Origin of the sequence: Archangium violaceum (assembly GCF_016887565.1) — a bacterium.
Classification (GTDB): Bacteria; Myxococcota; Myxococcia; order Myxococcales; family Myxococcaceae; genus Archangium; species Archangium violaceum_B.
In genome coordinates, this window is the sequence record NZ_CP069396.1 from 225,992 (window position 1) to 245,883 (window position 19,892).

14 protein-coding genes are annotated in these 19,892 nt (G+C 67.8%); 7 read left to right on the forward strand and 7 right to left on the reverse strand.

All coding sequences use genetic code 11. The features are described from left to right. Nucleotides 1-250: 250 nt before the first annotated feature. Together JRI60_RS52865 and JRI60_RS01040 are read right to left on the reverse strand one after the other, a co-directional pair. Nucleotides 251-1,369, reverse strand: a complete 1,119-nt coding sequence (locus tag JRI60_RS52865) for a CDP-alcohol phosphatidyltransferase family protein (protein WP_239470272.1) — start codon at nt 1,367-1,369, stop codon at nt 251-253. A 326-nt stretch (nt 1,370-1,695) separates the two neighbouring features. Further along, nucleotides 1,696-2,739, reverse strand: a complete 1,044-nt coding sequence (locus JRI60_RS01040; protein WP_204223932.1) for an aldo/keto reductase — start codon at nt 2,737-2,739, stop codon at nt 1,696-1,698. A gap of 75 nt (nt 2,740-2,814) precedes the next feature. On the opposite strand from JRI60_RS01040, the gene JRI60_RS01045 reads away from it, so the two are divergent. Continuing rightward, nucleotides 2,815-3,219, forward strand: coding sequence for a winged helix-turn-helix transcriptional regulator (locus tag JRI60_RS01045; RefSeq protein ID WP_275439093.1), 405 nt, complete (start codon nt 2,815-2,817; stop codon nt 3,217-3,219). Between the two features lie 11 nt (nt 3,220-3,230). Here the strand turns inward: JRI60_RS01045 and JRI60_RS01050 are convergent, their stop codons facing one another. Together JRI60_RS01050 and JRI60_RS01055 are read right to left on the reverse strand one after the other, a co-directional pair. After that, entirely contained in the window at nt 3,231-4,802 is a 1,572-nt protein-coding gene (locus JRI60_RS01050; RefSeq protein WP_204223933.1) for an SDR family NAD(P)-dependent oxidoreductase, read from the reverse strand. 98 nt (nt 4,803-4,900) lie between these two features. Beyond that, nucleotides 4,901-5,902 (reverse strand): hypothetical protein, encoded by a 1,002-nt coding sequence (locus JRI60_RS01055; protein ID WP_204223934.1) that lies wholly within the window; start codon nt 5,900-5,902, stop codon nt 4,901-4,903. Between the two features lie 196 nt (nt 5,903-6,098). On the opposite strand from JRI60_RS01055, the gene JRI60_RS01060 reads away from it, so the two are divergent. Continuing rightward, a complete protein-coding gene (locus JRI60_RS01060; RefSeq protein WP_204223935.1) occupies nt 6,099-6,371 on the forward strand; it encodes a mersacidin/lichenicidin family type 2 lantibiotic in 273 nt (90 codons plus the stop codon). Between the two features lie 86 nt (nt 6,372-6,457). Here JRI60_RS01060 and JRI60_RS01065 read toward each other — a convergent pair whose 3' ends face one another. Then, nucleotides 6,458-7,525, reverse strand: a complete 1,068-nt coding sequence (locus tag JRI60_RS01065; protein ID WP_239470273.1) for a Kelch repeat-containing protein — start codon at nt 7,523-7,525, stop codon at nt 6,458-6,460. Between the two features lie 243 nt (nt 7,526-7,768). On the opposite strand from JRI60_RS01065, the gene JRI60_RS01070 reads away from it, so the two are divergent. Further along, on the forward strand, nt 7,769-11,266 hold the full coding sequence (locus JRI60_RS01070; protein ID WP_239470274.1) for a CARDB domain-containing protein: 3,498 nt from the start codon (nt 7,769-7,771) through the stop codon (nt 11,264-11,266). 127 nt (nt 11,267-11,393) lie between these two features. After that, nucleotides 11,394-12,662, forward strand: coding sequence for an ABC transporter substrate-binding protein (locus tag JRI60_RS01075; RefSeq protein ID WP_204223937.1), 1,269 nt, complete (start codon nt 11,394-11,396; stop codon nt 12,660-12,662). 76 nt (nt 12,663-12,738) lie between these two features. Here the strand turns inward: JRI60_RS01075 and JRI60_RS01080 are convergent, their stop codons facing one another. Further along, entirely contained in the window at nt 12,739-15,135 is a 2,397-nt protein-coding gene (locus JRI60_RS01080) for a TIM-barrel domain-containing protein (RefSeq protein ID WP_204223938.1), read from the reverse strand. Nucleotides 15,136-15,392: 257 nt separating this feature from the next. Between JRI60_RS01080 and JRI60_RS01085 the strand changes: the two genes are divergently transcribed. The 3 genes from JRI60_RS01085 to JRI60_RS01095 all read left to right on the forward strand — a co-directional run bounded on the left by JRI60_RS01085 (nt 15,393) and on the right by JRI60_RS01095 (nt 18,360). Beyond that, on the forward strand, nt 15,393-16,034 hold the full coding sequence (locus tag JRI60_RS01085; RefSeq protein ID WP_204223939.1) for a thrombospondin type 3 repeat-containing protein: 642 nt from the start codon (nt 15,393-15,395) through the stop codon (nt 16,032-16,034). Nucleotides 16,035-16,155: 121 nt separating this feature from the next. Beyond that, entirely contained in the window at nt 16,156-16,842 is a 687-nt protein-coding gene (locus JRI60_RS01090; protein ID WP_204223940.1) for a hypothetical protein, read from the forward strand. Between the two features lie 9 nt (nt 16,843-16,851). Then, on the forward strand, nt 16,852-18,360 hold the full coding sequence (locus JRI60_RS01095; protein ID WP_204223941.1) for a vanadium-dependent haloperoxidase: 1,509 nt from the start codon (nt 16,852-16,854) through the stop codon (nt 18,358-18,360). Between the two features lie 99 nt (nt 18,361-18,459). Here the strand turns inward: JRI60_RS01095 and JRI60_RS01100 are convergent, their stop codons facing one another. Further along, nucleotides 18,460-19,833: an IQ calmodulin-binding motif-containing protein gene (locus JRI60_RS01100; RefSeq protein ID WP_204223942.1), complete on the reverse strand. Its 1,374-nt coding sequence runs from the start codon at nt 19,831-19,833 to the stop codon at nt 18,460-18,462. Between the last annotated feature and the right edge of the window lie 59 nt (nt 19,834-19,892).

Here is a 19,892-nt window from a genome sequence, read left to right on the forward strand (position 1 = left end):
TCCAGTGTGTCGGGCGCGCCGACGCCGCTGACGCGAGGGAATGGAGGCCCCTGCTGTCGGCGGCGGATCAACGCGGGAGGGTCAACCTAGAAGGAGATGAAAGCGCTTGCAACAAGGTGGACTCGTGACGAGGTGCGTCGAAATCACGCCGGCCGATCGAGGCCAGGCCCCTCCCCACCACGGGTGAATCGTCTGGTTTCGGACTCGCATGGGGCGCGGCGGCCCGGCCCCGCCGCGGCCCCGGGGCTCCTCATGCCGCGCGCTTGTTGCTCACGTGCTGGAGCACGGGCTTGTGAGTCGAAGGCAACCAGAGCAGCGGAAAGCCGATGGTCGGGTAGCGGGAGATCATCTCCCGGAGGTCGCGGGACATGCTGAGGACCATCGTCACCCCCATGACCAGGAGCAGGCCGTGGTGGAGCGCGGGCTGGAGCGACGAGGGCAACAGCGACAGGGGAAGCACCAGGAGGAACAGCGCGCACTCGGGCGTCAGCCAGAGGGGCGGCTTGTTGACGAGCTGGCGCGCATGGACGCTCACCGTGAGGCTGCTCATGGCGATGGCGACCAGGGCCCGGGCGGAGAAGACATCGCTCCAATGCTGGAGCCAGGCCACGTACAGGCCGAGGATGAGCGTTGGCGCGGTGAGGATGCGCACGTAGAAGCGGAGGGAGGAGAGCGGCGAGCGGTACATGAGCACGAGGTCTCGCAACAGGGACCAGAGGCCGACGCCGAAGGCCAGGAGGCTCAGCAGGGAGTAGGTGAGCTGGAAGCCGGGCGTGTCGAGAACCGCCACGCCGTGGACGCAGACGGACAGCCCCAGGAACAGACAGAAGACATAGTTCCAGAGGTGGTTGCCGTAGGGCTCGCGCATGATGCCCGTGGCGAAGTAGCGGCACAGCCCGAGGTAGAAGAAGAGCTGCCCGATGGCGGTGAGCAGGATGTAGGGCAGGAGGAGGACACCCTGGCGGGGACCGAGCTGGGCGATGATGAGCACCGCCATCGCGGAGTTCACGACGTCGACCCAGTGGTCCCAGAAGTGGCGCGCGGTGGACTGTGTTCCGTTGCGCCGGGCGAGTGTGCCGTCCATGGTATCCAGACAGAAGTGGAGCACGCGGCAAACGACCCAGAGCGCATACATCCACCGGGCGCGCTCGAAGGTATGGACGGCGACGAGCAGGAACAGATGGAGCAGCAGCCCGGGAACGCCGAGGATGACGGGGGAGAGCCTGTAGGGGAGGTGGTGGACGGCGAAGTACCGGCAAGCCTCCCGGACGGACCGGATGAGGGCATCCTCCTCCAGGCGCTTGTAGCTCTGTTGCGTATCGAGGACCAACACATGGGGTTCCAACGCCTGTGCTTGCGGCTTGCTCATCGCGATGCTCTCGGTGTTCGTGCGCCACGGGCCGGTTTCGTTGCCCGGGCGAGTCGAACAATCGCGGAGGAGAGGGCTCGGGCGCGGTGCGCCACGTCACACCAGGGCTGTGGGCTGCGTCACAGCTCAGTCGAGGAAGCGTCTCCATCAGCGCCAGGCCTCACTCTCGGTGAGGCGAAGCAACGCGTAGCGTGGTGGCTCCACGGACACCGTGGTTCGCGGAGGACCTTCCGGTTGCGCATCGTGCGAACTGGTCCGACTGTCGGACCAGTTGCTCCCGAGCGCGCCCGGGGACCTCCTCCCTGCCTGGACCTGCCCCACCTGGCTCAGGCGACCGTGCCCTCGGGGAAGTCGATCTGCTCCCACCGGTGGCCGGTCATGATCGCGCGCTGCTCGGCGGCGGCGAGCAGCTCATGCGGGTAGCCGAGCGGGACCGCGGTGATTTCGTCCAGGCGGCGGAGCTGCTCGTCGCTCAGCTGGAGCGTGGCGGCGGCGAGGTTGTCGTCGAGTTGGGCGCGGGTGCGCGGTCCGATGACCGGAAGGACGCCCTTCGCCTTCACCCAGGCGATGGCGACCCGGCCCGGATTGGAGTCGAGCTCCCCGGCGATGGCGGTGAGCGCGTCGAGCACGGGGGCATTGCGCACGGGGTCGTCATGGAGAACGCTTCCCTTCAAGTCGGTCGCGCGGCCCTTCTCGCCCTTGCGGTACTTGCCGGTGAGCAGCCCTCCGCCCATCGGTGACCACCCCATGATGCCCAGGCCGAGGCCATTCGCCATCGGCAGCAGCTCGCGCTCGGCCGTGCGCTGGATGAGGCTGTATTCGAGCTGCACGGCGGCGATCGGTGCCCAGCCCCGCAGGTCGGCCGTATTGGCAGCGGTGGCGACCCGCCACGCCGGGAAGTTGGACAAGCCCCCATAGACAATCTTGCCGGCGCGCACGAGATCATCGAGGCCGCGTGCTATCTCCTCGGCCGGCGTCACGCCGTCGTCCATGTGGACGAAATAGAGGTCGATGCGGTCCGTCTTGAGTCGCTTCAAGCTGGCCTCGACCGACTGCACCATCGCCTTGCGGTTGTTGCCGAGCGCCGCCAGCGACGGTGCCCTCGTGGCGCCGCGACTGTATTTCGAGGCGATGATGAAGTCATCGCGATGGGGCGCGATGAACGCGCCAATCAGTGTCTCGGATTCGCCGAGCTGATAGTTGTCGGCGGTGTCGATGAAGTTGCCGCCCGCCTCGGCATAGCCTCGCAGGATGTTGCGGACTTCGTCCGGCGCGGCGCCATAGCCAAAGGCAGTGCCAAACATTCCAGTGCCGAGAGCCAGCTCCGAGACCTTGAGGCCCGTCCTCTGGCCAAAAATCCTGTAGCGCATTGAGTGCTCCTCTGATTGCGCCCGCGTTGCGCGGGCTGGGTGCGATGCGCGCAAGGTATCGGTTAGGATTTCGGCATGACAAGAACGCACGAAAAAGTGGGGGACTCACCAGAAGGTAAGGGCGTCGAGGTGGTGTCGGACGCCGAGCTCGCCGACTGTGTTGCTCGTGCGGTCAAGGGCACCGAGGAGGCGCTGAGCATGCTGGAGGGGCGCTGGAAGATGATGATCCTCTTCCACCTCTTCGCCCGGCCCGTGCTGCGGTTCTCGGAGCTGGAGCGAGCCATTCCGGCCATCTCGCAGAAGATGCTGAGCCAGCAGCTCCGAGAACTGGAGCGCGATGGAATCGTGCGGCGCACCGTTCATCCCCAGGTGCCACCCAAGGTGGAATACGCCCTGACGGACTGGGGGCGCTCCCTGTGCCCCGTCCTGGACGCTCTCCTGAAGTGGTTGGAGTCGCGAGGCGCCTCGCCGACTGGGTGACGGGACAGCCGTCACCACTGGGTGTGGCGATAGTCCTTGAAGAAGTTGCCCCACACGTACTGTCCGGTGTTCACCGAGGAGATGACCGGATCCACCACGCGCGCGGCGCCGTCGACGATGTCCAGGGGCGGCTGGAAGTCGAGCTCCTGCTGCTTGCGCTCGGCGAGCATCGCCGGGTCCTCGTCGGTGACCCAGCCGGTGTCCACCGCGTTCATGAAGATGCTGTCCTTCGCGTAGTCGGGCGCCGAGGTCAGCGTCATCATGTTCAGCGCGGCCTTCGCCATGTTGGTGTGCGGATGTCTGTCCGTCTTCGTCCCGCGCGAGAAGCTGCCCTCCATGGCCGACACGTTCACGATGTGGCCGGGTGAGGAGCGGTCGCGCGTCATCAGCGGCTTCAGCTTCCCGCAGAGGATGAAGGGCGCCACCGCGTTCACCAGGTGCACCTCGAGCATCTCCGCCGTCGTCACGTCCGCCAGCTTCATCCGCCAGGAGTTCATCTGCCGCAGATCCACCTGCTGGAGATCCGCGTCCAGCCGTCCCTCGGGGAAGAGGGCGCGCGTGTCGCCCTCCTGCTCCATGGCATACGGGAGCAGCGACAGCGCGGCGGACGAGTGGATGCCGAGCGCCGGATCGCTGCTGCGCCACGTGGTCTCGAGCGCCGAGGCCCCAGCGCCGCCTTCACCGAGGGCGGGCCGCACCGCCGCGACGCACGCCTGGTGTCCGGCGAGCAGCGGGCGCGTCTCCTCGGGGAGCTCGTCGAGGGGACGCAGCTCGCCCTCCAGCAGGTGCGCGTAGAAGCCGGGCGGACGGCGCACGGTCTGCGCCGCGTTGTTGATGAGGATGTCCAGCCGGTGGTGCGTCTGCTCCACGTGCCGCGCGAAGAGCTCGACGCTGGGCGCGTGCCTCAGGTCCAGGCCATGGATGTGCAGCCGGTGCGACCACTCCGCGAAGTCGGGCTCTCGCGCGTAGCGATGCGCCGCGTCCTGGGGAAACCGCGTGGTGGCAATCACTCGCGCCCCCGAGCGCAGCAACATCAGTGACGCCTGATAGCCGATCTTCACGCGCGCGCCGGTGATGAGCGCGACCTTCCCGGACAGCGGGGCCCGCTGGGTCCGCTTCGCGTAGTTGAAGTCCGCGCACGTGCCGCACATGGAGTCGTAGAAGAAGTGCAGCTTCCGGAACTCCGCCTTGCAGACGTAGCACCTGCGCGCCACCTCCAGGAGCCGCTCCGGCTCCTCCGTGGGCGGCGGGGGCGGAAGCAGCGGCACCGTGAACACGGCGGTCCGGCGCAGCGTGCGAATCTCGGTCGTCGCGCGCAGGCCCCGGTCGTGCTCGCGCTTCGTCTGCTTGCGCTCGCGCCTCAGCGCCTTCGCCAGCCGGGCCTTCGTGTCGCGATCCGGATGCACCAGGTGGCCCGCGGCGGCCAGCAGGGCGATCCTCTCCGCCTCGGGGAGATTCGTCAGCAGGACACGTTCCTCGCTCATCCTCTGGAGGATGTGCGTGCATCGGCGCACCTCGTCCAGTGACAAGGGGGTCGGCTGCTCGGCGGGCGGTGGCGTCTGGGTGGTCTCGGCGTCCTTCATGCCACCGGTGCATACCCTCAGCGGCGGTGCGCGGAAAGGACAAGGATGGGATCGGGCTCGATGGGCGGGTGGGGGACCGTCCGGCCGAGCGGTCCGGGTCAGACGGCCTCGGAGGGCTCGCCGATGGGGACGTGGTTGCGGCGGCGGCGGTAGTCGGCCGAGGCCTTGTAGACGGCCCTGCGAGCGCGGTTGATGCTCCCCACGGGTGCGTGCTCCGGGAGCGCGTGCCAGGGCGAATAGGAGAGGTTGTCGATCGCCTCGGGCTGGCCAGGGGTGTCGATGTCCTGTCCCGCCGGCAGCTCGAGGGTGGCGACCTGGATGAGCGGTGAGAGCTCCTCGCTCCAGCGCACGGTGGCCTTCTCGAGGGGCATGGACTCCGGGTCCTTCTGGAACTGGAGGAAGAAGTCGAAGCGGGCCCCTCGCTCGAGCAGCCGCCGGCGCAGGTCTCGCCGCAGGTGGTTCGGGCCGCGCTTCTCCTTCGGGACGGGCGGCGGGTCGCAGCTGTCCGCGCGGGGCCGGAGGGCGTATTTGACGAAGCGGTCGCCGAACGCGTAGGGCACCGTGCTCGAGTAGCGGGCGAGCAGGGCGCTGTCCTCTTCCTTCGCCATCTCCTGGAGGATGCGGGCCGTGTCGGGGTGGCTCGCGAGGAAGGCCTCGAAGGCCTCCGCGCTCGCCAGGGAGACCTCGGTGAAGTCGGCGAAGGTCTCGGCGTCATCGACGAAGAAGACATCGTGGTTCTGCAGCACGAAGTCGTGCGTCAGGGCCTGCTCCTCACCCCCGAGGAGCTTGGGACCCGGCACGTCGAGCAGCTTGATGGCCAGTCCGAGGGTGGCGTTCGCGGCATCGGGGATCTGGGGCGAGGTGTCGGAGGAGAAGCGGACCCAGGCGGAGCTCTCCTCCAGGGCGAAGACTCCGACGCGCAGCTCCGCGGGAAGGTCCGGCCGGATGGTGAACACGCCGCGGGCATGACCCTGGGGCTTGAGGAAGACCGGGCGCTGGACGCGGCGATCCAGGCCGACATAGCGGCTCGCCTGGAGGCCGAGGAACAGGTTCTCGAGCCGGGTGATCGCCGCGCGCTCGCGGTCTGACGGGGTCGCCATGGGTCCTCCACACGGGGTAGATGCCGGGGCCTTGGAGTCCCAGGCCGTGAAGACAGAGGGCGCCCGAGGTGGACGTGATGGCGCGCCGGGAGGGATGCGTGCACGGAGGGGGCGCGGCCGAGTGCGCCCACGAGTCACAGGTAGGGATGGCGACTCCAACCAGATGCCCGAGCAAGGGCATGACAAGGAGGACGCCATGAGTCGTCGAGAGCAGATCATCCGAGCGTGGAAGGACCCGGAGTACCGGGCGAGACTGTCGGCCGAGGAGCGCGCGGAGTTGCCGGAGAGCCCGGCGGGCCAGTCGATGGGGGAGCTCGAGGAGTCGCAACTGGACCAGGCCGTGGGCGGCGGAGGTCCGGGCTTCTCCTCGCCCATCCGATGCCGCAGCCTGAATGTGATCACCTGCGGAACCGTCGGCTCCGTGAAGATCGCCCTGTGCCCTCCCCCCGTGCTGACGGTGCTGGAGTGAGGGAGTACGTCGTTGGCGCTGGAGCCCGCTGCACCGGGCTCCAGCCCGTCACGGGACGGCGGCTTGGATGAACAGCAGACAAGGGCTCAGCGACTGAAACGTTCCGCCACCGGAGTGCTGCCATTGAGCAACAGCACCTCCCCGGTGTGGAGCAGCACGGCGGCGCCGCGCGAGGTGGAGGCGGTCGCGGACGCGGCGGGCAGCCACGCGTTCTGGGTCGGAGAGTAGAGCGCCGCCTGCCCGGCGTTGTTCACCACCAGCACCTCCCCCGAGTAGAGCAGTGTCGCGGAGGTGGGCTGGGTGAAGGGAAGGGCCGGGCCCGAGAACCAGCGCCCGTTGTAGGGGTCATACATGTCCACCGGCGTCTCGGAGGCGCCCATGGTGGTGACCAGGACCATCACGTTGCCCGAGTAGAGCCGGAGGGCGCGATGCTCCCCGCCGGGGTGGGGCATGGGGCTCGTGGCCGTCCAGGTTCCCGTGGAGGGATCGAAGAGCTCGGCCGGAGCCTCCGATGAGGCGCCTCCCGTCACCAGGACCTTTCCCGAGTAGAGCAGCGTCGCGCTGTGTCCGTATCGCGGTGTGGTCATGGACCCTGGCAGCGGGGTCCACGTGTCCGAGTCGGGGTCGTACTCCCGTGCGGTCGCCAGGGGGACCAGGTTGCCGCCCAGGTAGGTATAGCCTCCCGCGAGGAGGACCTTGCCCGAGTCGAGCAACGTCACGCTTCCACGGGAGTAGGACGCGTTCGCATGGGACCAGGAGTCGGTGCCCGGATCGTAGAGCATCATGCCCGGGGTGCCTCCCATCCGGCCGGCGAACATGACTCCCGCCAGGACCTTGCCCGAGGGAAGTTCCGTCAACACGGCGTTGGAACAATAACCCGGGGAGCACATGGGGTTCATGGCCCGCCACGTGTTGGTGTACGGGTCATAGCGATGCACGAAACCGAAGTAGGGATCCAACACCTCGCCCGTGCCGCGAAGCAGAATGGCGCTCGTGCTGGGATAGGTCTTGGCGGACGTGGGAGTCCATGTCCCGACTTCGCCCGCCAGCGCTCCGGCCCGGCTCTCCAGGGTGGGCGCTTGGGTCTCGGGCTGACACCCCACGGCCATGGAAAACAATCCCGTCAGCAACACGGACGACCACTTGAGCGTCATGACGCACTCTTTCAATGGAAGTGCACACTCGGGAGCGGGCGTGCGCTGACAGGGTAGGAGAGACGCGAGGGCCATCAAAACCCAGCACTTCTCACGACGAGCCGCGTCATTTCCGGAAAATGCCGGGAAACTTGGTTTTTATGTTTTTCAATTGACCCGAAAATCATATTCCCCGCCTCTTCGGGACTTGGATGCGTGCGTCCATCGCTTTCTCAGAAAGAGGGAATAATGAGAGGTAGAACCATGACAGATTGGACCCGGGCTGGCGGCTTCGTGCTGCTGCTCCTGCAGATGGTGCTCACCGCCTGCGGGGCCCAGCCGTCGGCTCCGTCGGACACGGGCGCCGTGGCTCTCGGCCTGGCGACGAACGTGGCGCTCGGCAAGGCCATCTCGACCTCGGGCTATACCCAGACGTACGTCCCGGCGAACGCGAACGACGGCAGCCGGACCACCTACTGGGAAGGGACGGCCAATGCCTATCCCAATACCCTGACGGTGAACCTGGGCGGCAATCACGACATCACCTCGGTCGTGGTGCAGCTCAACCCGGACAGCGTCTGGGGCACGCGCACGCAGAACATCGCGGTGCTGGGTCACAACGCGAGCACGAGCACCTTCTCCACGCTCGTGGCCGCGCAGACCTACACCTTCGACCCCGCAAGCGGCAATCAGGTGACGATTCCCCTGACGGCCACCGCGAGCGAGGTCCGTCTTCAGTTCGCGTCGAACAGTGGCGCCCCGGGCGGGCAGGTCGCCGAGTTCCAGATCTTCGGCGCGCCGTCCGGCGGAACGCAGACCTATGCCCTGACCGTCAACAACGGCACGGGCAGTGGCTCGTACGCGGCCGGCACGGTCGTGAGCATCACGGCCAACGCCCCTCCCTCCGGTCAGGTCTTCAGCTCCTGGTCGGGTGGCGTCGCCTCGAGCTTCGGCAACATCTACGCGGCCTCGACCACGTACACCATGGGCTCGGCGGCGGCGACCGTCACCGCCACCTACGCGCCGAGCACCGGCGGCAGCAAGTACGAGGCGGAGTCCGCCACCCTGAGCGGTGGTGCCGCGGTGACCACCAACCATGCCAACTACAGCGGCACGGGCTTCGTGGAGGGCTACTGGGCCCAGGGCGCCAGCACCCGCTTCAACGTCTCCGTCGCCAGCGCCGGCTGGTACGACGTGAGCCTGCGCTACGGCAACGGCTTCGCCGACTCCAACATCTCCGTCTACGTGAATGGCTCGCGCATCGTGCAGAGCGCCCTGCCCACGACGGGCAACTGGGACACCTGGGCCAACAAGGCCGAGACCTTCTATCTGAACGCGGGCTCCAACCAGGTGGCCTACCAGTACGACTCCGGTGACGGCGCGAACATCAACCTGGACTTCATCACCGTCGCTCCCTCGGCCGTGAAGAAGGCCGACCTGATCGTCACCGACATCCAGTGGACCGCGGCGCACAATCCTCCCCAGGAGGGCGAGGCCATCACCCTGAAGGCCGTGGTGAAGAACAATGGCACCGCCGCCAGCCCCGCCGGCGTCCACAAGGTCTCCTTCCGCATCAACAACCAGGAGATCGCCGCCTCGACGCTCCCCACCACCACGTCCATCGCCGCCGGCGCGAGCGCGACCCTGTCGGCCAATGCCACCTGGTCCACCGCCAATGGCACGTACTCCATCACCGCCATCGCGGATCCGGACAACGCCATCGCCGAGTTCAACGACGGCAACAACAGCTTCAGCAAGAGCCTCACGGTGACGCAGCTGCCCGGGCCGGATCTGGTCGTCCGCGGCATCTCCTGGACGCCGAACACCCCCGCCGCTGGCGCCGCCGTCAGCTTCCTGGTGACCATCGCCAACCAGGGCCTCAACGCGGCGGGTAGCGCCGCCACCGTCCGGCTGGTCATCGATGGAACGACGACCCTCACCGGCGTCTCCTCCACGGCCCTCGCCGCGGGCGCCACCGCCGTCGTCAACCTGAGCGGCACCTGGACCGCCACCAATGGCAACCACACCCTGCTCGCCACCGTCGACCCCGCCAACGCCATCTCCGAGGCCGTGGAGAGCAACAACACCTCCGCCACCAGCTTCTACGTCGGCCGCGGCGCCAACGTGCCGTGGATCGAGTACGAGGCCGAGAACGGGACGACCAACGGTCAGGTCCAGGGTCCCAGCCGCGCGCTCGGCACCATCCCGGGCGAGGCCTCCGGCCGCAAGGCCGTCGTGCTCAACGCGACCGGCCAGTACGTGCAGTGGACCACCACCGCGGCCGCCAACGCCATCGTCGTGCGCAACAGCATCCCCGACGCCCCCGGCGGCGGCGGCATCACCGCGACGCTGAGCCTCTACGTCAACGGTAGCAAGCTCACCACCCTCACCCTCTCCTCCAAGGAGGCGTGGGTCTACGGTGGCGATGACTTCCAGTCCAACAGCCCCTCGGCCGGCGCCCCTCGCCGCATCTACGACGAGTCCAGCAAGCTGCTGAGCACCACCATCCCCGCTGGCGCCACCGTCCGTCTGCAGAAGGACTCGGGCGACACCGCCGCGTACTACGCCATCGACTTCATCGACCTGGAGCTGGTGGGGGCCCCCATCGCCAAGCCCGCTGGCTACATCGACATCACGGAGCCGGGTCACAGCTGGACGCCCGCGGTGCCCAACGACGGCGTCTCCGACGACAACGCCATCAACCAGGCGATCATGGCGGCCATGGCCGGGCAGTACAAGGGCGTCTACTTCCCGCCGGGCGTCTTCGACCAGACCAACAAGTACCAGGTCAAGGGCATCCCCATCCAGGGCGCGGGCCTCTGGTACACCAGGCTCTACAACGCCAGCCTGGCGGAGGACGCGGGCTGGGGTCAGACGGGCTTCATCATCACCGGCGACGGCGCGCAGTTCCGCGACTTCGCCATCTTCGGCAACACCGACGGTCTGCGCACCCAGGGTGGCAAGGCCTGGGTGAACTCGGCCTTCAAGAACACCGTCATCGAGAACATGTGGATCGAACACGTCCACTGCGGCTACTGGGTCGGTGGTAATTCCGAGTCCACCAACCTGCGCATCAGCAACGTGCGCATCCGCAACACCGGCGCGGACGGCATCAACCTCTGCAACGGCACCAAGGACAGCGTCATCGAGAACTCCCACGCCCGCAACACGGGCGACGACGCGTTCGCCATCTGGTCCGCCACCGACCTGTACCCCCAGCCGAACATCAACAACGTCATCCGCAACTGCACGGTGCAGATCACCTGGCGCGCCGCGGCCTTCGCCATCTACGGCGGACGCGGAAACCGCATCGAGAACAGCATCGCCTATGACACGCTCACCTATCCCGGTCTGACCGTCAGCTCCGAGTTCCAGCCCTTCCCGATGGAGTCGGCGACGATCGACGGGCTGACCCTGGTGCGCACCGGCGGCACCTACTGGGGCGGGCAGCAGTTCGGCTCCATCTGGCTGCGCGCCGACATGAACCCGACCAACGGCATCACCATCCGGAACGTCGACATCATCGACCCGACCTACCAGGGCATCAGCATCCAGAGCAACAACGGGGGCGTCTTCACCAACGTCGCCTTCGAGAACGTCACCATCTCCAACCCCACGACCTACGGCCTCCAGGTCCTGTCCACCGCCAAGGGCAGCGGCACCTTCACCAACGTGACGGTGAACAACGCCCCCAGCGGCAAGGCCGTCAACCAGAGCAACGGTGGCTTCACCATCGTGAATGGCGGTGGCAACAACTGGTAGGCTGAACCCTTCGGTTCATCCCTCCGAGGCCGCCCCTTCACGGGGGCGGCCTTTTTTCTTTCCGGGCCGGGAGAATGAGGGATGCTTCCGCGCGTCGTTCTTTACCCCCCACAGGAGGCAATTCCGAATGCGTCGAATGATGCTGGCGATGAGTGTCGCCACCACCCTGGTCATCCCCACCGTGGCCGCCGCGGAGACGATCGCCATCGCGTGTGGCACCGTCGGCAAGGAGTTCGAGCTGTGCAAGTCGGGTGCGGAGGCCTGGGCCAAGAAGACCGGCAACGAGGTGAAGCTCATCAGCGGCTCCACGGACGCCAGTGAGCAGCTCACGGTGTTCCAGCAGCAGCTGACCGCGGGGGCGACCGACCTCGATGTCCTTCGCATCGACATCGTGTGGCCCGGCATCCTCGGTGCCCACCTCATCGATTTGAAGCCATACATTCCCAATGACGTGGTGCAGCAGCACTTCCCGGCCATCGTTCAGAACAACACGGTGGAAGGAAAGCTCGTGGCCATGCCCTGGTTCACCGACGCGGGCGTGCTCTACTACCGCAAGGACCTTCTGGAGAAGCACGGCCAGAAGCCGCCCACCACCTGGCAGGAACTGGCCACGGTGGCCAAGACGGTGCAGGACGCCGAGCGCAAGGCCGGCAACACCAAGATTGTCGGCTTCGTCTTCGAGGCCAAGGCGGCCGAGACCCTGACCTGCAACGCGCTGGAGTGGATCGACTCCTTCGGCGGCGGGACCATCGTCGACGAGAGCGGCAAGGTCACCATCGACAACCCCAAGGCGGTGGAGGCGCTGAAGACGGCGGCCTCGTGGATCGACACCATCTCGCCGCGCGGCGTGCTCAACTACGAGGAGGAGGGCGCTCGCGGCGTCTTCCAGTCCGGCAACGCGGTGTTCATGCGCAACTGGCCGTACGCATGGGCCCTGGCCAACGCGCCGGACAGCCCCATCAAGGGCAAGGTGGCCGTCATCGCCCTGCCCAAGGGCGGCGCGGAGGGCAAGTCCACCGGCACGCTGGGCGGCTGGCAGCTCGCGGTGTCCAAGTACTCCAAGCACCCGGCCCTCGCGGCCGACCTGGTGAAGTACCTGACGAGCGCCGAGGAGCAGAAGCGTCGCGCCATCCAGGGCTCCTTCAACCCCACCATCGTGAGCCTCTACAAGGACAAGGAGATCCTCGAGGCCAACCCGTTCTTCGGCACCCTGCTGGACACCTTCACCAACGCGGTGGCGCGTCCGGCGAAGGTGACGGGCTCCAAGTACAGCCGCGTGAGCGCCGACTTCCGCAACGCCGTGCACTCGGTGCTGTCCGGCTCCGGCAAGCCCGAGGCCAAGCTCAAGGACCTGTCGCAGAAGCTCGGCCGCATGAACAAGGCGGGGAAGTGGTAGTCCGTCCCTCTCCGTAGCACGCCGCTGCCGGGCACTCCTTCCCGCCCGGCAGCGGGTTACAGCCTTTCGGGTGTGTCTAGAGCCGGACCTCGACGCGGCTCCACCCCGCCTCCACCTCCAGCAGCAGCAGGCCGTCCACGAAGCGGTGCTCCCGCGCGCCGTGCACCTCGCGCGGCGGCGTCAGGGCGTAGACGCACAGCGTCTCCGTCTCGCGCGCCAGGGGCAGCGTGCCCTCCGTGCTCCGCTCCAGCACGAAGCGGTCTCCCTTCCACCCACCGGCCAGCCGCGTCAGCCGCGACGCGCCGTAGCCGTCTCCCTCGTCCTCGTAGAGGCGGGCCTCCACGTGCTCGGCCGCGTGGATGTGCCAGGTGAGGTGCGCCCAGTTGGCCGTCGTGGTGTGCTGCGCGGGCTCGGTGAGGGCCAGCGCGCCTCCGGCCCGCAGCCACATGGGCACCGTGCCCAGCGGCGCCTCGGCGAGGACGTGCTGGCGGCCCTCGAGGGGCTCTCCCGACAGTCCGAGGTTGGAGAAGGGCAGCCACCTGCCCTCGGGCAGGTACATGTGCCGCCGCGTGCGGCCCTGGCGCACCACGGGGGCCACGAGCAGGTCCCTTCCGAAGAGGAACGCGTCGTCCATGCGCAGCGCCTCCGTGTCCCCCGGCGCGTACATGACGAGCGGGCGCAGCGCGGGCAGGCCCTCCTGGGAGGACTCGTGCATGAGCGAGTAGAGCGTGGGCAGCAGCTGGTAGCGCCGCTCGAGCCACTCGCGGGCGATGGACAGGTAGGGCTCGCCGAAGCGCCAGGGCTCCTGGAAGCGCGTGCCCTTGGCGGAGTGGTTGCGCAGCAGCGGGTAGAAGGTGCCCAGCTGCTGCCAGCGCACGAGCATCTCCCCCGTCGTGTTGCCCATGAAGCCGGCCACGTCCGAGCCGGTGAAGGACACGCCGGACAGGCCCAGGCCCAGCAGCATGGCGATGGACAGCTCCATGTGCGACCAGTAGCTGGAGTTGTCCCCCGTCCACACCGCGGTGTAGCGCTGGATGCCGGCCGAGCCCGCGCGCGTCAGCAGGAAGGGCCGCCGCTCCGGTGCCAGCTTGCGCAGGCCCTCGTACGCCGCCTGGGCCATGCCTATCGCGTAGACGTTGTGCACCTCCAGGTGGCGCTTGTCGCCGTGCCGCGCGTCGTGCGGCAGCGTGGGCCCTTCCACCTTGCCCTTGTCCCGGGCGGCCGCCGAGATGATGGAGAAGGTCTCATCGCCGTTGACGAGCCGGAAGCAGGCCGGCTCGTTCATGTCGTTCCAGAAGCCCGCGATGCCCGCCTCCACGAAGCCCTTGTGCAGCCCGCCCCACCAGGCGCGCGCCGCCTCGCGCGTGAAGTCCGGGAACACGGCTGGCTTCGGCCACACCTCGCCCACCAGGACGCTGCCGCGGTCGTTGCGCACCAGATGGTCGCCCGCGAGCGCCTCGTCATAGACGCGGTAGCCCGGCTCGGCCTTCACCCCGGGGTCGATGATGGTGACCAGCCGCACGCCCTGCGCGGCCGCCTCCTTCGCCAGCCCCGCCGGATCCGGATAGCGCGCCCGGTCCCACGTCCAGACCTTGTAGCCCTCCATGTAGTCGATATCGAGGTACACGCAGTCCAGGGGCAGCTTGTGGGCGCGGTAGCCTTGGATGACGGAGCGGATCTCGTTCGCGTTCTCGTAGCCCCAGCGCGACTGCTGCGCGCCCAGGCTCCACAGCGGCGGCAGGGGCTGCCGGCCGGTGAGGGCGGTGTAGCGCCGCACCACGTCCGCGGGCAGGGGGCCGGCGAAGAGGTAGGCGTCCAGCTCGGGTCCGGTGGACTCCCAGCGCACGGCCGTGGGGTCCTCGGCCGCCACGTCCGCCTCCAGCCGCCAGGACTCGTCGAGGAAGAAGCCCCAGGCGACCCCGTCGCGCAGGCCGAGGCTGAAGGGGATGGACTGGTAGAGGGGGTCCGTGTCCGGGTGGTGCGGCACCACGTCCGTGTTCCAGAAGACGAAGTGCATGCCGCGCTTGTCCAGCGCGCCCACCTTCTCACCGAAGCCCAGCCAGGCCTCGTCGGGGGGCGCGTGCAGGGAGATGCGCGAGCGGAAGCGCGTCACGGGGTAGTCCGGCATGGCCTCGCCGGAGAAGCCCTCGCACCGGGCGAGCTCCCGGCCGGAAGCGTCCCGCAGCAGCCAGTTGCCCTGGGCGAGCCCCACCTCCAGGGACAGCTCCTCCGTCGCCACCACGGCGACCTGGCCGTCCATCTCGCGGCGCAGGGAGAGGGGCCGCTGCCCCTGCTCCACGACGGCCCAGGACTGCTTGGGCGCCAGCTCGCGGGGGCCGAGCGCGGAGTGGCCGAGCGACGGGACGTGGCGCAGCCTCAGGACTCCGGGAAGGGGGCTGCGGACCTCCAACGCGGTACGCGGGCCCCAGAACGTGATGCGGGTGGACTCGATGGAAATGTCGTCGAAGCGCATGGGCGCGCGCAGCCTATGCGCTGTGAGCCACCCGGCGCGGCACTTCTTCGCACCGCCCGTGTCGCCGCTTTCACGGGGATCGGATTTTTCGCCGTATCGAGGTGGGAAGCGGACCAGCACTGGTTCACGGCCATCCCGCGGTGGCCTCCGCCATCACATCCGGCACCTTGCTCCTCTGTCGTTCATAGCAGGGCAAGGCAGCGCGGGCCTTTCAACCAGACCACCGCGTGAACACACACGTATGGAGAAAGGAACCCATGAACATCATCGGAAGGACCCGCTCGCTGCTGGGGAGTGTATTCCTCATCGCGGGTACCGCCATGGCCCCCGTCCAGGCCGCCAATGTCGCCGTGCAGCCCCAGGCGGGCACGTGCGAGAAGACCTGTGACGCGCAGTATCTGGCCTGCTCACGCCCCTGTGGCGGCTCGGATCCCTGCCTCAACCGCTGTGATCGCCAGTTCGAGCGCTGCGTCACCGCCTGCCCCGGCTCCGACCTCGATGGAGACGGCGTCCCCCGGGAGCAGGACAACTGCCCCAAGGTCGCCAATGCCTCTCAGTCGGACTGTGACCAGGATGGCCTCGGTGACGCTTGCGAGACCGACCCCGGTGTCTTCGTCTTCAAGGAGCCCACCATGCTGCTGTGCCACTTCGACGCGGACAAGAACCTCCTCAGTGGCTTCACCGTGGAGATCTACACCGCGGACGCGTACCGGGACAGCAGCTGCCTGAAGCTGCCGGATCGCTACCGCAAACGGATGGTGACCAGCGTGCACTGCGGTTTCAACCTTCCGAGCACGTGTGAGGGCCGCGTGGCCCGGCGTGCGGCGGAGCTGGTGGCTCAGGGATACAAGCCCCCGAGCTCGAGCCCGGGCGACCAGTGTCCCCAGCCTCGCATCTGAGCGCCCGCCTTCCGCTCCACCGATGGCTGCGAGACAGAAGGGCGTGAAGTCATGAGAGGACCTCCCGGTGCTGGGGCAGAGTACCGTCAGGTGCAATCCCGGAAACCGGCGAGGACCTTTCATGAAGCAAGCGGCCCAGGTGGTGAAGGAGATCAGCGAGGCGCTTCGGGAGGTGGACGAGCAGCTCCGCCACCATCCCTACCCCGCGGCGCTGGAGCGGGGCGAGGTGACGGTGGAGGCGCTGCGAGCCTTTCCCGGGACCCAGTACCACGTCGCCACGAGTGACCTCCGCTCGATGGCGATGATGGTGCAGCGCTTCGGTCACACCTCCGCGCGTGGCTTTCTCAACGGCATCCTGCAGGGCGAGTTCGCCGCGCTGGACGGTCTGCGGGTGCTGGCTCGCAGGCTGGGGATGACGCAGGAGGATCTGGAGCGGTACGAAGTGACGCCCGAGGGCTTCGCCTACGCCACCAACATGGCCTGGATGGCGGCCAATGTGTCGGCGGCGGAGTTCGTGGTGGGCATCCTGGTCAACTTCCCGGCATGGGGGCTCACCTGCGGCCGGATGAGCCAGGCGCTCCGGACTCGCTACGGTTTCACGGAGCAGGAGACCGTGTTCCTGGATGCCTTCGCCCAGCTGCCTCCACTCGAAGGCGCCGCGCTCCCCATCATCCAGGAAGGGCTGGACCAGGGGGTGGAGCCCCGGTTGCTCCACCGCGCGGCACGCTTCTTCCAAGCTTACGAGAAGATGTTCTGGGACGCGATGATGGAGGCCACCCGGCATGCCCGCGTGGGAGGCGGTGTGTAGCATCCGCGCATGACCCCAGTTCGACTGTTCGTCCTCTGTCTCACCCCGCTGCTGTTGTTGGGTGCGTCCGCTCATGCGGCTCCCACCCCGGCCACTCCTTCCGCCGCGTACCAGTGGCTGGACATCACGCTCGAAGCCACGGCCCGGGAGGTGGAACGGCGCGGCGCACGGCCCACGGTCATCTCCCGTGCGCACGCCATCGCCGTGACCGCCATGTTCGACGCCTGGGCGGCGTACGACGCGCGGGCGGTGGGCACCCGGCTGGGGGGCACCCTGCGCCGGCCTCCCGCCGAGCGGACCGTGGCCAACAAGGAGAAGGCCATCGCCTACGCCACCTACCGCGCCCTGGTGGAGCTCTACCCGGAGGACCGCGCGTGGTGCGCGGACCAGATGCGGCGGATGGGGTTCGATCCGGAGGACACCTCGACCGACGTCTCCACACCCCAGGGCGTGGGCAACGTCGCGGCGGCCGCGCTCCTCGACTGGCGGCGGCACGATGGCTCCAACCAGCTCGGTGACGAGCCCGGCTCCAGTGGCGTCCCGTACTCCGACTACACCGGCTACGCGCCCGTCAATCCACCGGACCGCATCATCGACCCCGACCGGTGGCAGCCCATCTCGTTCGATGATGGGAAGGGCGGCACGATCACTCCCGGCTTCCTGACGCCCCACTGGTACCAGGTGAAGCCCTTCGCGCTCCAGTCCAGCAGCCAGTTCCGCCCGCCGCCTCCTCCGAAGGTGGGCTCGTACCAGCTCGCCCGGGATGTGTGGGAGGTCATCTACTACAACGCCCACCTCACCCCGGAGCAGAAGGCCCTCGTCGAGTTCATGCGCGATGGTCCCCGCTCCACGGCGCAGTCCGGCCACTGGCTGCGGTTCGCGCAGGACGTGTCCCGCCGCGACCAGTACGGCCTGGACCAGGACGTGAAGCTCTTCTTCAGCGTGAGCAACGCGGCGCTGGATGCCTTCATCGCCGCCTGGGAGGCCAAGCGGTTCTACGACTCCTCCCGCCCGTGGACGCTGGTGCGGTACTACCGCGCGGGTGACGAGCTGTTGGGCTGGGTGGGACCGGGCCAGGGTGTGGACAAGATTCCCGCCGAGCAGTGGCATCCGTACTCGCCCACCACCTTCATCACGCCGCCCTTCCCGGGCTACGTGTCGGGGCACAGCACGGTGAGCGCCGCTTGTGGCCGGGTGCTGGAGCTGTTCACCGGCAGCGACTCCTTCGGGAAGGTGGAGCATCTCACCGCGGGAGCCCTCACGGAGCCGGGCTTCGCCTGCAACATCATCCAGCAGCGCAAGGGGAAGCCCTCCAAGGACACGCCCGAGGACTGCGAGGTGACCCTGGTGCTGCCGACCTTCAGCGAGACGGCGGAGATGGCCGGCATCTCGCGCGTGATGGGCGGCTACCACATCCAGGCGGACAACATCGCGGGACTGACGCTGGGGCGCCAGGTGGCGGATTACCTCTGGCCCCGGACGCGCGCCTACTTCGACGGCACGGCGCCGGTGCCCTGAGCACGGCCCTCCGGTGAGGTCCGGGCCCTCGGGCCCGGGCTTCCCGGCTCGCGGGCGCCATTCCCAGCAAATGCCTGGGTCTGGCGCACTGTCGCTCCCTCATTGAGCAACGGGTTCCTGGATGGTGGGCTGCTGCTGGGCCGCCGCCTGCTTCTGCCGCCGGAAGTGCAGCCGCGCCAGATAACCGCGCACGGCGCTCTGAATCACCGGTGCCGCTTCCTGCCGCTTCTTCGCCAGGTCGATCCGGTCCTGGAAGACCTCCAGCTGCGTCTTGGGCTTCACGGGCACCACCGGCGGCGGCGCGGCGATCCGCGGCCGGTACGTCGACAGGTCCGGTACCCTGCTCCAGTCGTTCTTGTTGATGCCGCTCACCAGCAGCTCCAGCTGCGTCCTCAGGTTGGCCTGGAGCCACGTGTCGAATTCCGTGGTCGGCGCCTGGGTCTGGTGAAGTGACATCATCCAGGTGATGAGCAGCTCGACGCAGCGGTCGAAGTAACGCCAGTCGTCGTAACGCGGCTCTCCCTTGTTCTTGTAGAACTTCATGGCATCGACGGCGCCGTCGGTCTGCGGAGCCCAGAGCTCGTCCTTCACGAGCGTGCCCCACGGAATCACCCGCTGGCGCACCAGCTCGATACCGATGCGCCCCAGCAGATGCCATTCCACGTGGCGGCCGGACTCGGCCAGACACGCCACCATGAACCACAGCCGCGTCGGCCAGTCGAGCCCCGGGTTGATGATGTCGCAGGGACTCGCGAGGAGTTGTTGCAGAAGACTCGCATCCGGAGAGCCCGCACCGGCGAGGATCTCCAGGTACCGCAGCCCCAAGAACGTATGGCTCTTCTCGGGCTTGAGCTTGCCCGGCATGTCCATGTGGTTGGGGTCGTAGTACTTCGTCTCCTTTGCCAGCTGTGTCTTGGGCTTGAGCAGGCGGTGGTCGATATAGACGTACCAACTCGGCCCTACGAGCGGCAGGAAGGTCGTTCCCAGGTCGGTGGTCGAGAGCCGCGTCTTGAAGTAGGTCGTCGCCTTGGTGAGCAGATCCCTCGAGAAACCCGAGACGCAGCTCACACTCTCGCTCGCCCTGATCAGCTCATCGATCATCCACAAGCCAGGGATCTTCTCCTTGCTCTTCATCTGCTGGACCGTCGTGTAGGCCTGGTCCCTGAGCGATGGGGCCGAGGGCGCGCTGGTGGACGCCTTCCCCTGCTTCTTCTCCTCTTGCTTCCCCGGCTTGGGGAAGAGGTGCAGGACGGCGTCGTCACTCCGGCAGAGCTCGATGAATTCGAAGTACGCGGTGAGGATCTTGAACTGCCGGCTGGGGACGTTCTTCTTCGTCACCACGGACTCGGCCACGCCATCGAACTGCTTGAGCGTTTCGATGAGCCAGTTCGCGTTGTGTTGGGCGGGAGAACCCTTCGTCTCCTTCACGACATCATTGGCGCTGAGCCCCGTGCCGTATTCCAGGATCTTCATCAGGGTCCTCCCCTCGTGGGCGTGTCTCGTGAACGGCGCCCATCGTAGAGGAGGACCCC

What these genes read in the sequence shown, in the direction of transcription:
- JRI60_RS01055 (WP_204223934.1), bottom strand. Translation starts at nt 5,902, where the DNA reads ATGGCGACCCCGTCAGACCGCGAGCGCGCGGCGATCACCCGGCTCGAG.
- JRI60_RS01045 (WP_275439093.1), top strand. Translation starts at nt 2,815, where the DNA reads ATGACAAGAACGCACGAAAAAGTGGGGGACTCACCAGAAGGTAAGGGC.
- JRI60_RS01040 (WP_204223932.1), bottom strand. Translation starts at nt 2,739, where the DNA reads ATGCGCTACAGGATTTTTGGCCAGAGGACGGGCCTCAAGGTCTCGGAG.
- JRI60_RS52865 (WP_239470272.1), bottom strand. Translation starts at nt 1,369, where the DNA reads ATGAGCAAGCCGCAAGCACAGGCGTTGGAACCCCATGTGTTGGTCCTC.
- JRI60_RS01065 (WP_239470273.1), bottom strand. Translation starts at nt 7,525, where the DNA reads ATGACGCTCAAGTGGTCGTCCGTGTTGCTGACGGGATTGTTTTCCATG.
- JRI60_RS01100 (WP_204223942.1), bottom strand. Translation starts at nt 19,833, where the DNA reads ATGAAGATCCTGGAATACGGCACGGGGCTCAGCGCCAATGATGTCGTG.
- JRI60_RS01095 (WP_204223941.1), top strand. Translation starts at nt 16,852, where the DNA reads ATGACCCCAGTTCGACTGTTCGTCCTCTGTCTCACCCCGCTGCTGTTG.
- JRI60_RS01075 (WP_204223937.1), top strand. Translation starts at nt 11,394, where the DNA reads ATGCGTCGAATGATGCTGGCGATGAGTGTCGCCACCACCCTGGTCATC.
- JRI60_RS01070 (WP_239470274.1), top strand. Translation starts at nt 7,769, where the DNA reads ATGACAGATTGGACCCGGGCTGGCGGCTTCGTGCTGCTGCTCCTGCAG.
- JRI60_RS01085 (WP_204223939.1), top strand. Translation starts at nt 15,393, where the DNA reads ATGAACATCATCGGAAGGACCCGCTCGCTGCTGGGGAGTGTATTCCTC.
- JRI60_RS01050 (WP_204223933.1), bottom strand. Translation starts at nt 4,802, where the DNA reads ATGAAGGACGCCGAGACCACCCAGACGCCACCGCCCGCCGAGCAGCCG.
- JRI60_RS01090 (WP_204223940.1), top strand. Translation starts at nt 16,156, where the DNA reads ATGAAGCAAGCGGCCCAGGTGGTGAAGGAGATCAGCGAGGCGCTTCGG.
- JRI60_RS01060 (WP_204223935.1), top strand. Translation starts at nt 6,099, where the DNA reads ATGAGTCGTCGAGAGCAGATCATCCGAGCGTGGAAGGACCCGGAGTAC.
- JRI60_RS01080 (WP_204223938.1), bottom strand. Translation starts at nt 15,135, where the DNA reads ATGCGCTTCGACGACATTTCCATCGAGTCCACCCGCATCACGTTCTGG.